Raw genomic sequence first — 12794 nt, 5'->3', positions numbered from 1 at the left:
TTGAGTATCTGAGATCAGGAACCTGATCAGTAGCTGCCCGCCTGGCCGGTCTGGCTGCCGCCGAGCGCAAGCCGTGAATTGTAGGGCGAATCACCGTGCTTGGGCTCGAGCACCACAACGAGGGTGCCGACCTTGACGCGGTCATAGAGATCGATCGCGTCCTCGTTGGTCAGGCGGATGCAGCCCGACGAAATCGAGGCGCCGATATATTCCGGCTGATTGGTGCCGTGAATGCGGAACAATGTGTCCTTGCCGCCGGAGTAGAGATACATCGCGCGGGAGCCCATCGGATTGTCCGGGCCGGGTGCGACATAGGTCGGTACGCCCAGGCGCGAAATCTCGCCGGGGGTGGGGTGCCAGGCCGGCCACTCGGTCTTGCTGCCCACCTTGGCGATGCCCGACCAGGCCATGGCCTCTTCGCCAACCGTGATGCCGTAGCGGATCGCCTTGCCGCCATCCAGCACGTAATAGAGATAGTGGTTGTCGGAATCGACCACGATCGAGCCCGGCGTTTCCTTGCGGTGGTAATCGACAATAGCGCGGCGGAAAGGCTCTGCGACCGCAGTCTTCTCGTACCTGACCTTGGCGAGGAGTTCCTTGTCCTTCGGCTTGAAGGCCTTGGTGTCGGTCGCTTCAAAATGCGTGGCTTGCATGCAGCCCGACAGCATCAGGCCAGCGGCCAAAATACCCAGCGTAACTTTCAGCGACGACATGATTTGGTTCCAATCGACAACAACAAGCTTTCGTGGGGCTTGAGCAAGCCCAATTCCACGATTCCGATGGCTCCATTATCGTTGAAATCTGCCACAATTCCAGCCTTACGAAGCTTCTCCCGCGCTGCAAGACCTTACCTGTGGCTTTTCTGCCGCAAGTTTTGCAGGCAAGCGTCGGTTTCTGGGCAAAACGGGGGTATGTGTCGATTCTATGCCACAGTTGAGCCATGGCGCCGCCACAAATGCAAACGCTCCGTTAATGTGCTTGTCATCATCAACTTGTCAGAATCGCGCTAAGGGCTGTCCGTTCTGTCGCAGGCCCTTGCTGGAGTAGTGCATGTTTTCTGTGTTCGTTCCCTCCGAATCCTCCCTCAAGAAGGCCATCGTCGAGGATCTTGCGGCAGTGCCGGAGCATGCGGTGTGGATCGACCTGGTCAACCCGACCGCGGCCGAGGACAAGGCCGTCGAGAAGCTGTCGGGGATCGCGATCCCGACCCGGGAGGACATGCAGGAGATCGAGATCTCCAGCCGTCTCTATATGGAGAACGGCGCGCGCTACATGACGGCAACGCTGATGTGCCACTCCGATACCGACATGCCCCGGACCACGGCGGTGACCTTCATTCTCGGCGACCACCGCTTGGTGACGGTGCGCTATGACCAGCCCAAGCCCTTTGCGCTGGTCGAGGCCAAGCTGGCCCGGTCCTGCGCGCCAGCCGTCACCGGCGAGATGGTGCTGATGGAACTGCTCGATGCCGTGATCGACCGCTGCGCCGACATCCTGGAGCGCTGCGGCGCCGAGATCGACCAGGTCTCGCATGACATCTTCGAGCCGGAGAGCGAGCGCCACGGTCACGCCAAGCAATATTCCCAAATCCTGATCTCGATCGGCCGCAAGGGCGATCTGACCTCCAAGGTTCGCGAGAGCCTGGTCTCGATCGGCCGCGTCGTCGCCTTCCTCTCGGCGGTGGTGGAGGGCGTGAAATGGTCGAAGGACATGCGCGAGCAGCTCAAGACCATGCAGCGCGACGTCGTCTCGCTGACCGATCACGCCTCCTACCTCTCCAGCAAGATCACCTTCGTGCTCGACGCCATGCTCGGCGTCGTCAATCTCGAGCAGAACAACATCATCAAGCTGTTTTCGGTCATGGCGGTCGTCCTGATGCCGCCGACGCTGATCGCCTCGATCTACGGCATGAATTTCAAAGCGATGCCGGAACTCGAATGGGCGCACGGCTATCCGTACGCGCTGGTCCTGATGCTGATCGCGGCGATCGTCCCGTACTGGATCTTCAAGTGGAAGAAGTGGCTGTAATAGCTACCGAGACCTTACGCGGGACCCAGAGACACGGTGTCGGGTGTTGCAGAATAGAGCGGGATTTCGGCCGCACGGCGATGTGTGCTCGCCGCCCCAATTCCTCCGGTAAAATTTGAGCGGTGGGCTGAACGTTTGCGCGAAACTTGTCTGCGATAAGCAGAGTGTTAGCCGCGAGGAACAGCCATGGTTGAAAAACACATAACGACGCCCCCCAACGTCATCGATCTGGCGAGCTATCGCCACGTCGTGACGAGCGGCAAGGCGTCGTCGATGTCGGCACGCATGTGCCGGCACTGTGGTGCTCCGCTGCTCGACGGCGAGAACGACGACGATTGCTCGACTGCGATCAGCACGGCCGCTCCGCAGCCACGCGAGAGGTCACGTCGGATTCGACTCGATTGAGGAACGGAAGCTAAGGGCGATCCAGGTCTTGCGGCGGCGTTGTCTGGATCGCCTTGCTTCCCCGGCGTTGTTTCCAACATCTCATTGCGAGGAGCGCTTGCGCTCGCAATGACCGAGGTAGCCTACACGTGCTGGCCGCCGTTGATGTGGATCTCGGCGCCGTTGACGTAGGACGAGGTGTCCGTACACAGCACGTAGATGATTTTGGCGACTTCGTCGGGTGTGCCGAGCCGGTGCATCGGGATCTGCTGGTCGACGATCTTCTCGGTGCCCGGCGACAGGATCGAGGTGTCGATCTCGCCCGGCGCGATCGCGTTGACGCGCACGCCGACGCGGCCGAAGTCGGACGCCATCTCGCGCGTCAAGGATGCCAGCGCGGCCTTCGAGGTGGCATAGGCCGCGCCCGCGAAGGGATGCACGCGCGAGCCCGCGATCGAGGTGACGTTCACGACAGAGCCCTTGGCCGTCTTCAGTTCCTCGATCAGCCCGCGCGCCATCATGATTGGCGCGAAGAAGTTGACGTTGAACACGTGCGTCCAGGTGTCGAGGTCGGTGTCGATCGAGCCGAGCCTGGAGCCGCCGGCGCCCTTCGGTGAGATCGCGGCGTTGTTGACCAGCGCGTGCAGCATGCCGCCTTCGAGACGGTCGCGGATGTCGGAGATCGCGCGGGTGGTATCGGCGGGGGTGGCAAGGTCGACCTGGATATGGTCCTCAGGGCCCGCATCCCACGGACAATCCTCCGGGAAGGGATGTCGCGAGCAGGTGATCACGCGCCAGCCGGCCGAGGAAAATCGGATGACGGTGGCATGGCCGATGCCGCGGCTCGCCCCGGTCAGGAGCAGCGTACGGCGAGGCGCGTTGGAAGGCTGCGGCATGAAGGTCTTTCAGGTTGGAGCATGATCCGGACCCGGAGGGCCGCGTTAGCGCAAAGCGTGCAGCGGCTTTCCGAAAGGATCATGCTCGAACAAAATACTAAGGATACATCCGCGTCTTGGACCATTTCTGGCCGGCCGCGTCACGGCGAAATTCGATGCGGTCGTGCAGGCGGAATGGGCGGTCGTGCCAGAACTCGATACGCGACGGCGTGATACGCCAGCCGCTCCAGCCCGGCGGACGCGGCACCTCGCCGATGATGTGCTTGGCGGCAACCTTGGCGATCGCCTGCTCGAAGGCGAAGCGGCTCTCGAGCTCTTGCGACTGCTTGCTCGCCCAGGCGCCGATCTGCGCCTGCTTTGGCCGGGTCGCGAAATAGGCGTCGGCCTCGGCCTCGGTCACCGGCGTCACGTTGCCGCGGATGCGGACCTGACGTCGCAGCGACTTCCAGTGAAAAAGTAACGCCGCCTTAGGATTTGCGGCGAGTTCGCGGCCCTTCTGGCTGGCGACGTGGCTGTAGAAGACGAAACCATCGGTATCGAAGCCCTTCATCAGCACCATGCGCACGTCCGGCAGGCCATCGGGATCGACGGTTGCGAGCGCCATGGCGTTCGGATCGTTCGGCTCGCTCTTGATGGCTTCGTTCAGCCAGGCCTCGAACAGCGCAAACGGCTCGTCGGCGGCAGTGAAATCACCGGATGTTAAGGGTGTCTGGTGTTTCATCGAGGTCGTGTCGGTCATGTCTGGGGTCCGAGTTGCGTTCTGCGGTCCAAAACGCGCTGTTGTCTGCTACCGCCCTATATAGGGTATGGGGACGCGTTGGCCTATCGGCGATCCGGCCGTCCGGCTTCGTCATGACGATCATTCTGATCGGGCTCGGCACGGGCGGCTGCAGCTTTTCCCGCAATGACAAGAGTGCCTACGCCAAGGCCGAGGACAGCGACCTCACCGGCTCGATCGCAATGCCGGCCAGGGCACCGACCGAGACCGATCTCGCCTTCGCCCGCAACGCCGCCTCCGACGTCCTCAGCAAGAACGACAAGGATTCCAGCCAGCATTGGGAGAATCCGGACACCGGGGCGCGCGGTTCGGTCACGCCGATCGCGCAATCCTATGCCGCCGAGGACGGCCGCAAGTGCCGCGACTTCCTGGCGAGCTACGTCAACGGCAGCACCGAAAGCTGGCTCCAGGGCGCCGGCTGCCAAAGCAGCCGTGGCAGTTGGGAGATTCATACGCTAAAGCCGTGGCGGAGCTAGGAATCGCTTCACCAGGCTAGTTGCAAAAATACCACTCGCCCCCCACATGAGGCTCAAGTGGGGCGGGGAGCCCTTTGAACAATTCGATTTCTTGAAGGAGACGTGACGGATGCGCGACCCCTATGAGGTCTTGGGGGTGCCGCGGAGCGCCAACGCTGCCGCGATCAAGAGCGCCTATCGCAAGCTTGCCAAGAAGCACCATCCCGACAGCAACAAGAACGACCCGAAGGCGGCCGAGCGCTTCGCTGAGCTCAATACGGCCAACGAGATCCTCGGCGACGAGGACAAGCGCAAGCAATTCGACCGCGGCGAGATCGACGCCGACGGCAAGCCGCGCTTCCAGGGCTTTCCGGGCGGCGGCGGGCCGCGCGGTCGCGCGGGTCCCGGCGGGTTCGAAAGCTATACGTTCCGCGGTGGCGGCGCGGGCCCTGGTCCGGGCGGCGGCGCGTTCGAGGACATCCTCAACAGCATGTTCGGCGGTGCGCAGCGTCCGCGCCCCGGAGCTGGCGGCGGTGCCCAGTTCGAATTCGACACCGGCGGGATCGGGCTCGATCTCGACGTCAATGTCGCCATGACCGTCTCGCTGGAGGAGGCGGTCAAGGGCGGCGAGAAGCGCGTCCGGCTGCCGAACGGCAAGGAACTCAACGTCAAGATTCCGGCCGGAGTCACCGAGGGCCAGCAGATCCGGTTGCGGGGACAGGGCGAGAGCGCGCAGGGCCATCCGCCCGGCGATCTCCTGATCACGATCGGCATCGCGCCGCATCCGTTCTTCAAGATCGAGGGCGCCGATCTCAGGATCGACCTGCCGGTCACGCTTTATGAGGCGGTGCTTGGCGGCAAGGTCCGCGTGCCCACCCTCGGCAATGCCGTGGAGCTTTCGGTCCCGCAGAACACCTCCAGTGGCCGGACCTTCCGCCTCAAGGGCAAAGGATTGCCAAAAGCTGGCGGAACCGGGGATCTCTTCGTCACCATCAGGATTATGCTACCGGACGGGAACGACGCCGAGCTTGAAGCATTGATGGAGAAGTGGCGGGACCAGCACCCCTACAATCCACGTAGCGGGCTTGGTTGACGCGTGGTCCGGAAAAGTGCGTAGCGGTTTTCCGAAAAGATCACGCACGAACAAGAGCTAAAGCGCGACTGATCGCGCTTTAGGGCGAGATCGGTAGCTGAAGGGGTTCTCCTAAAGACTGAGAGCGTCGTCCATGGAGATGATGCTCATCATATGCCCGAGGCGTGGTAGCCCTTCTTGGCTCACGTGCTCGACATGTCGGCTGTCCGGCGGGGCAGCCGATAAAAAGGTGCGGCCTCGAGAGGGGGACCAGCGCGGTACCAAAAACCCCAATCGAGGCCGCCCGCGTCGATCGGCGGATCGAACGCTGCTCATTTTCGCGTGATCATCTGGTGCGATAATGAGACGCGCCGATGTCTTCATTCCAAATTTTCAATGTCGGAATCGAGGCACCGCGGTTGCGTGGTTGTCTAGGTGCCGTTTTTCTCTGCCTGGTCGTAGACCGCCTGCGCCACTTTGGTTAGCCGGTCGCGGTCGCCGCCACCGCTGACGACGTAGCCGACGTTTCGCTCCGACCAGAACAGCGCCCCATCCTTGTCCATTCCGGCGTAGCGCATCTGCGTCGCGCCGTTCTCGGTCTTGGCGGTGTAGATCGTGTATCGCTCGCCCGAGGCGCCCTCATACATCAGGAACGACGCCGGCCCGTTCGGCCCCGGCAAAAGGCGGCCACCGACGAGCTTCAGTCCACTCGCCTCCAGGTTCGGTGCAAACACGGTCCAGCCGCAGCGTCTGGTCAGCCAGGCCTGGAGGTGGTCGCGCTCGTTGCCGCCGACCTCGACGGGATGGCGAACCTCGACGACATAGAGGCGGTGGGCGTCGAGCGCGTCAGTCGTAAAGCTCTGGAAGGTCGAGGGCGCGTTGGCGGCACCATGCGCCAGCCAGCCGACGGTGCCGCCGGCGACGAAGGCCACCAGCACGGCCGCGGCGGCCCCATAGAGCCAGTGCCGCGGGCGGCGCTCCAGCCGCTCGAGCTCCAGCCGCGCCGGCACCGGCTCCTGGGCGACGGAATCGTAGCGGGCGTGCAGCATCTCGGCCATGGCGCGCCAGGACTGCACGCGCTCGCCATCCTCAGGCTGCGCGGCAAGCCAGGCCTCGACGTCGGCGCGGCGCTCGGCCGGCAACTCGCCGTCGACATAGGCGTGCAGTTCGTCCTCGGTCACTGGAATCTTGCGGTCGTTCATATCGATCGTCTCTGGCTCTGCGGCCCAAAATGTTCTTCGTGGTTCAACTGCGCCGCTCCCCACGCCATGCAGGAGAGACGACCGGCGCGATGCATTAATCCTGCCATCATTTCACCCGCCTGAGCGCCGGGCGCTCACCCTCCAGCGAGGCTTTAACGTGGGCGCGGGCGCGTGCCAGGCGCGACATCACGGTGCCGATCGGCACGCCTTGGATGTCGGCGACCTCGCGGTAGCTCATGCCCTCCAGCATGACCAGGAGCAGCACCGAGCGTTGCTCCTCGACGAGCGTCGCCAGCGCCCTCTCGATATCGCGCCCTTCGGCTTCGGTCCCGCTGGCATCGGGATTGTTCTCCGTCAGCTGCATGAATTGCGGGCGCCGTGCCAGCGAACGCCGCCGGTTCTTGTTGAGGTTGGTCAGGATCGTATAGAGCCAGCTCCTGACGTCGCCCCCGAGGAAGAGGCGCTCCGAACGCAGCGCCCGCACCAGCGTATCCTGCACCAGATCGTCGGCCGCATCCGCCTCGCGCGTGAGCGCACGGGCGTAGCGGCGCAACGCCGGGATCATGGCTTCAACACTCTGGCGAAACGCACTCATTGCGATCTTGACGTCCTGATGTTCGGCGCGAGCGCCACAACGATCATAACACCCGAGCGGAACGGCTATTCCGGCGCTTGAAACAGCGTTAACGCCGCGTATTAGGACTGTACCGCAACGGAGGGCTGGTGTACCTCCAAACCTCACCGGGAGCTCGACGGGACGTTAGCAAAATGGCGCAGAATTCAGGTCTGATGCAGGGCAAGCGGGGCGTGGTCCTCGGCGTTGCCAACAACCGCTCGATCGCCTGGGGCATTGCCAAGGCATGCCACGCAGCCGGTGCCGAGCTCGCCTTCACCTATCAGGGCGATGCGCTGAAGAAGCGCGTCGAGCCGCTCGCCGCTGAGATCGGCGGGCTCGTGCTCGGCCATTGCGATGTCACCGATGCCGCGACCATCGATGCGGCCTTCGCGGTGCTGAAGGAGAAGTGGGGCAAGATCGATTTTCTGGTGCATGCGATCGCCTATGGCGAGCAGCTCGACGGGCGCTACGTTGACACCACGCAGGAGAATTTTTCGAAGTCCCTGCTGATCTCCTGCTATTCGTTCACGGCCGTGGCGCAGCGCGCCGAGAAGCTGATGACCGACGGTGGCTCGCTCATCACGCTCAGCTATTACGGCGCCGAGAAGTGGATGCCGCATTACAACGTCATGGGCGTCGCGAAAGCGGCGCTCGAAGCGAGCGTGCGTTATCTCGCCGCCGATCTCGGTGAGAAGAACATCCGCGTCAACGCGATCTCCGCGGGGCCGATCAAGACCCTCGCGGCGTCCGGCATCGGCGATTTCAGATATATCCTGAAGTGGAACGAGGCCAACGCACCGCTGCGGCGCAACGTCTCCACGGAAGACGTCGGCGGCAGCGCGCTGTATTTCCTTTCCGACCTCTCGCGCGGCGTCACCGGCGAGGTGCACCACGTCGATTCCGGATATCACGTGCTCGGCATGAAGCGCCCGGACGCGCCTGACATTTCGTTCGGCGGGAAGGACTAACTTTTCAGCCAGCAATGCCCGTGCCCACGATCTATTATCTGCGCCACGGCGAGACCGAGTGGAATGCGCTCGGCAGGCTTCAGGGCATCAAGGATATTCCGCTGAACGCGCGCGGTCGCGATCAGGCCGTGCAGGCCGGCGGCATTCTCGCCGATCTATTCAAGCGCGAGGGCCGCGACAAGGCTGCATTAGCTTACGTCTCGAGTCCGCTTGGCCGCGCGCGAGAGACCATGGAACTGGCGCGGAGCAAGCTCGAACTGCCGATTGCAGACTATGCGCTCGACGACCGCCTGCGTGAGATCGGTTACGGCGTCTGGGAGGGGCTGACGCTGGCCGAGAGCGAGGCCTCCGATCCCGACATCTACGCCCGGCGCCTCGCCGACAAATGGACGGTCGGCCCCGCAGGCGGAGAGACCTACGCCGATGTACAGATCCGCGTGCGCGCCTGGTACGACCAGCTCCGGACCGACACCGTCGCGGTCGCCCATGGTGGGACCTGCCGGGCCCTGATGGTTTCACTCGGCCTGGAGACGCCGGCGAGCGCCGCCGAACTCTATATCGAGCAGGGCGCCGTCTACGTGTTCCGGGACGGGCGGCTGGAGAAGTTTAGTTAAGCCGGTTCGCTTCCGCGTCCTCCGCCGTCATGCCCGGGCTTGTCCCGGGCATCTACGCTCTCTTGAGCTTGCGGGGCCAAGAACGTGGATGGCCGGGACAAGCCCGGCCATGACGACTGTGTAGGCATTTGACCCCAATTTCAGGGCGAGTTAAGTCAGCACTGACTTACGAGCTAGAGACGGATGTCCTTCAACACCTTCGGCCACATGTTCCGCGTCACGACCTTCGGCGAGAGCCATGGGGTGGCGATCGGCTGCGTGGTCGACGGCTGCCCGCCCATGATCCCGCTCGTCGAGGCCGACATCCAGGGTGATCTTGATCGCCGCCGGCCCGGCCAGTCGCGCTTCACGACCCAGCGCCAGGAGCCGGACCAGGTCAAGATCCTCTCCGGCGTGATGGCGCATCCGGAGACCGGCGCGCAGGTGACGACGGGCACGCCGATCGGGCTGTTGATCGAGAACACCGACCAGCGCTCAAAGGACTATTCCGAGATCAAGGACAAGTTTCGCCCTGGTCATGCCGACTTCACCTATGAAGCGAAGTACGGCCTGCGCGACTATCGCGGCGGCGGCCGCTCCTCGGCGCGCGAGACCGCGACGCGCGTTGCCGCCGGCGCGATCGCGCGAAAAGTATTGCCCGATGTCAAGGTGCGCGGCGCGCTGGTGCAGATCGGGCCGCACAAGATCGACCGCGCGAAGTGGGACTGGGACGAGATCGCGAAGAATCCGTTCTTCTGTCCGGACAAGGACAAGGCCGCGTTCTTCGAAACCTATCTCGACGGCATCCGCAAGAGCGGCTCCTCGATCGGCGCGGTGATCGAGGTCGTCGCCGAAGGTGTGCCGGCCGGCCTTGGCGCGCCGATCTACGCCAAGCTCGACGCCGAGCTCGCCTCCGCAATGATGAGCATCAATGCGGTGAAGGGCGTCGAGATCGGCACCGGCTTTGCCGCGGCCGAACTCACCGGCGAAGAGAACGCCGACGAGATGCGCACCGGCAATGACGGCACGCGTTTTCTGTCCAACCACGCCGGCGGCGTGCTGGGCGGTATCTCCACGGGACAGCCGGTGGTGGTGCGTTTCGCGGTCAAGCCGACCTCGTCGATCCTGCAGCCGCGCCTCACCGTCGATCGCAACGGCGCCGACACCGAGATCATGACCAAAGGCCGCCACGATCCCTGCGTCGGCATCCGCGCCGTCCCCGTCGGCGAAGCCATGATGGCCTGTGTGTTGGCCGATCATTTCCTGCGCGACCGCGGCCAGGTCGGGCGCTAGCGTTGCGCGAGGCGCTTGTACTAGCCCACCGCGCAGCTTGACGACCCCACAACTTCGTCCGCAAATGCGGACATGGAAAGCTCCGAGCTCCAACGTATCACCAGCTGGCTGATCGACGGCGCCTGGTCGTCGAAGGCCCCGGCCGAGATGACGGCGGAAGCCTGCGAACGGATGGTCGCAGCCGGTCTGCCGCTATGGCGGTTCGGCATCTTCATCCGCACGCTGCATCCTGAAATTTTCGGTCGCAACTTCATCTGGCGGGAGGGCGAGGAGGTCGAGATCGGCACGGTCGATTTCGCGATCCTGGAGACGCCGGAATTCGCCAGAAGTCCGCTGCGGGTCGTGTTCGAGCAGGGACTTGAGGTGCGGGGACGCATGGACGATCCCGGCAGCAAGCATTTCCCTTTTTTCGACGATATGCGTGCCGAAGGCGTAACCGACTACGTCGCGACGCCAATGCAGTTTCTCGACGGCTCGGTCCACGCGACGAGCTGGACCACGCGCCATCCAGGCGGCTTCACCGATGAACACATCGCGGCGATTCACGCCATCGTCAAACCGCTCGCGCGCATCACCGAGATCATCAGCCTGCGCCGCACCGCCGAGATGCTGCTGGACACCTATGTCGGCAATCGTGCCGGCGCGCGCATCCTTGGTGGTCAGATCCGCCGCGGCCACAACGACACCATGCAGGCTGCGATCTGGCTCTCCGATCTGCGCGGCTTCACCGCACTATCGGACCGGCTGCCGGCCGAGACCGTGGTCGAGATCCTCAACCATTATTTCGACTGCCAGGTCACCGCGATCCGCGGCCATGGCGGCGAGGTGCTGAAATTCATGGGCGACGGCCTGCTCGCTGTATTCCCGATCGACGAATATGTCGGCGATGCCGCGCATGTCTGCACGCGAGTGCTGGAGGCGGCGCGCGAATCCCGCGCCAGCGTCGAGGCGCTCGCGTATCCTGTCGGCGACGTCGTCGAGCGCTTCCGCTTCGGCGTGGCGCTCCACGTTGGCAACATCCTCTACGGCAATATCGGCGGCGGCAACCGCCTCGATTTCACCTGCATCGGCCCCGCCGTGAACCTTGCCGCCAGACTCGAGAAGATCACGGGTCGCCTGGGGCGGACCGTCGTCGCCTCGGAAGGCTTCGCCAATGTCTGCCGCCACGACTGGCACGAGCTCGGCGAATTCCCTATCGCGGGCTTTTCAAAGGCGCAGCGCGTGTACGGGCTGACGGAGGAGACGCCGGTGGCGATGGCCTGAGGTCGTCCTCGGATGTCCGCCGCCATCAACCCGGTGAGCAGAGTTCAGGCGTTCGCCGCCATCACCGACTTCAGCGGTACATCCAGCTGATAGACAAATCCGGACGGTTCGTAGGCCAGCCGCACCTGCCCGTTCAGTTGCTGGCCGAGCGACTCGATCATCCGGGTGCCGTAGCTCCGTCGTGTTGGCGGCGCCACCGCAGGGCCGCCGCTTTCGCTCCACTTCAGGCGCAGCCTTTGCTCGATCTCGTCCACCGTCCATGCGACCTCGACATGCCCGGAGGAACTGGACAGCGCGCCGAACTTCGTGGTGTTGGTGCAGAGCTCGTTGAACGTCATGGCGAGCGCTATCACGGCACCGGACGTGATCCGGAGATCCGGCCCATTGAAATGGAATCGTCGGCCCCCCTGACTATCAAAAGGATCGGTGGCGCCGCTCAGGGTGTGAGTGAGGCTCGCATTTGACCAGCTGACCTGTATCAACAGGTCGTGGGCACGCCCCAACGCCAGCAAGCGGCCATCCATGGCTTTTTGGCCTTGCTCGAGATTGATTGCGGCCCGGAAGCTCTGGGCTGCGATTGCGCTCACCGTCGCAAGCGTATTCTTGATGCGATGATGCAGCTCTCCGAGGATCAGCTTTTGCAACTTGTCGGCCGCCTCGCGCTCGTGGGCTTCGATGCCGGCTTGAGCGAGCAGGACCTTGGCGTCGGTGTCGGCCTGTTCCAGCAAAAGGCGCAGATTGTCGTTCTCCGCTACCAGAACCGATTCCTGTGGCGATCGAGCACCCTCAGGGTTTTCCCCGGGATCCGTCGTTGTGGTCGGGAGGATTTTTAGCGCGCCCGCTCCGATCATCGTCTGTAACTGCGAGATCATTTCGTCGACGGCGAGCGGCTTGCGAAAGAAGCGGCTGTCCGCCGGCGTTTCGTTTTCAGACGGCTTTACCTGACCGGAGACGAGCACGATCTTGATGGCAGGCCAGCGATCGTGCACCGCGTGGGCCAGCTTCAGGCCGTCCATGGTCCCGGGCATCTGTATGTCGCTGAACAGAAGCGAGATGTCCGACCGCGACTCGAGGATTGCGATGGCTTCGTCGGCGTTGACGGCCTGCACAGGGCAGAAGCCTGCATCCTCCACGATATCGACTGCGCGCATGCGCAGGATCATCTCGTCTTCGACGACGAGAACATTCGGCAAGGAGGTTGGAGGTGTTGACATCTGTGCACGACACTTTCCTGGATCATCCGACA

Annotated in this window: 14 protein-coding genes; 8 read left to right on the top strand and 6 right to left on the bottom strand. The window is 63.5% G+C overall.

Annotated features, from left to right (window positions below; genetic code table 11):
• Positions 1 to 26: 26 nt before the first annotated feature.
• Positions 27 to 713: a L,D-transpeptidase gene (locus tag ABIC03_RS08340; RefSeq protein WP_275171749.1), complete on the bottom strand. Its 687-nt coding sequence runs from the start codon at positions 711 to 713 to the stop codon at positions 27 to 29.
• 337 nt (positions 714 to 1050) lie between these two features.
• On the opposite strand from ABIC03_RS08340, the gene ABIC03_RS08335 reads away from it, so the two are divergent.
• Together ABIC03_RS08335 and ABIC03_RS08330 are read left to right on the top strand one after the other, a co-directional pair.
• Positions 1051 to 2028, top strand: coding sequence for a magnesium transporter CorA family protein (locus ABIC03_RS08335; RefSeq protein WP_354057039.1), 978 nt, complete (start codon positions 1051 to 1053; stop codon positions 2026 to 2028).
• Positions 2029 to 2214: 186 nt separating this feature from the next.
• A complete protein-coding gene (locus tag ABIC03_RS08330) occupies positions 2215 to 2433 on the top strand; it encodes a hypothetical protein (RefSeq protein WP_106942821.1) in 219 nt (72 codons plus the stop codon).
• A gap of 122 nt (positions 2434 to 2555) precedes the next feature.
• Here the strand turns inward: ABIC03_RS08330 and ABIC03_RS08325 are convergent, their stop codons facing one another.
• Together ABIC03_RS08325 and pdxH are read right to left on the bottom strand one after the other, a co-directional pair.
• A complete protein-coding gene (locus ABIC03_RS08325) occupies positions 2556 to 3308 on the bottom strand; it encodes an SDR family NAD(P)-dependent oxidoreductase (RefSeq protein WP_007607375.1) in 753 nt (250 codons plus the stop codon).
• 97 nt (positions 3309 to 3405) lie between these two features.
• Positions 3406 to 4047, bottom strand: coding sequence for a pyridoxamine 5'-phosphate oxidase (gene pdxH / locus ABIC03_RS08320; RefSeq protein ID WP_275171751.1), 642 nt, complete (start codon positions 4045 to 4047; stop codon positions 3406 to 3408).
• Between the two features lie 113 nt (positions 4048 to 4160).
• Here pdxH and ABIC03_RS08315 point away from each other — a divergent pair, with 113 nt between their 5' ends.
• On the top strand, positions 4161 to 4562 hold the full coding sequence (locus ABIC03_RS08315) for an RT0821/Lpp0805 family surface protein (protein ID WP_275171752.1): 402 nt from the start codon (positions 4161 to 4163) through the stop codon (positions 4560 to 4562).
• A 109-nt stretch (positions 4563 to 4671) separates the two neighbouring features.
• Entirely contained in the window at positions 4672 to 5634 is a 963-nt protein-coding gene (locus ABIC03_RS08310; RefSeq protein WP_275171753.1) for a DnaJ C-terminal domain-containing protein, read from the top strand.
• 410 nt (positions 5635 to 6044) lie between these two features.
• Here the strand turns inward: ABIC03_RS08310 and ABIC03_RS08305 are convergent, their stop codons facing one another.
• Positions 6045 to 6815 carry an anti-sigma factor family protein gene (locus tag ABIC03_RS08305; protein WP_354057035.1) on the bottom strand — a complete coding sequence of 257 codons (771 nt, stop codon included), beginning with the start codon at positions 6813 to 6815 and terminating at the stop codon, positions 6045 to 6047.
• 106 nt (positions 6816 to 6921) lie between these two features.
• A complete protein-coding gene (locus ABIC03_RS08300) occupies positions 6922 to 7410 on the bottom strand; it encodes a sigma-70 family RNA polymerase sigma factor (protein WP_007594679.1) in 489 nt (162 codons plus the stop codon).
• A gap of 173 nt (positions 7411 to 7583) precedes the next feature.
• On the opposite strand from ABIC03_RS08300, the gene fabI reads away from it, so the two are divergent.
• The 4 genes from fabI (at position 7584) to ABIC03_RS08280 (ending at position 11548) form a co-directional block, all read left to right on the top strand.
• Positions 7584 to 8399, top strand: coding sequence for an enoyl-ACP reductase FabI (fabI, locus tag ABIC03_RS08295; protein WP_027568710.1), 816 nt, complete (start codon positions 7584 to 7586; stop codon positions 8397 to 8399).
• 14 nt (positions 8400 to 8413) lie between these two features.
• Positions 8414 to 9013, top strand: coding sequence for a histidine phosphatase family protein (locus ABIC03_RS08290; RefSeq protein ID WP_354057032.1), 600 nt, complete (start codon positions 8414 to 8416; stop codon positions 9011 to 9013).
• Between the two features lie 183 nt (positions 9014 to 9196).
• On the top strand, positions 9197 to 10285 hold the full coding sequence (aroC, locus tag ABIC03_RS08285) for a chorismate synthase (RefSeq protein WP_354057030.1): 1089 nt from the start codon (positions 9197 to 9199) through the stop codon (positions 10283 to 10285).
• 72 nt (positions 10286 to 10357) lie between these two features.
• The gene (locus ABIC03_RS08280) at positions 10358 to 11548 is read left to right on the top strand and encodes an adenylate/guanylate cyclase domain-containing protein (RefSeq protein WP_354057028.1); all 1191 of its coding nucleotides are present in this window, start codon (positions 10358 to 10360) and stop codon (positions 11546 to 11548) included.
• A 44-nt stretch (positions 11549 to 11592) separates the two neighbouring features.
• On the opposite strand, the gene ABIC03_RS08275 is transcribed toward ABIC03_RS08280, so the two are convergent.
• Positions 11593 to 12762, bottom strand: coding sequence for a sensor histidine kinase (locus ABIC03_RS08275; protein ID WP_354057026.1), 1170 nt, complete (start codon positions 12760 to 12762; stop codon positions 11593 to 11595).
• Positions 12763 to 12794 lie beyond the last annotated feature (32 nt).

Origin of the sequence: Bradyrhizobium sp. RT6a (genome assembly GCF_040547675.1) — a bacterium.
In the GTDB taxonomy this organism is placed as follows: Bacteria; Pseudomonadota; Alphaproteobacteria; order Rhizobiales; family Xanthobacteraceae; genus Bradyrhizobium.
This window is presented reverse-complemented; position numbering and strand designations above follow the sequence as displayed.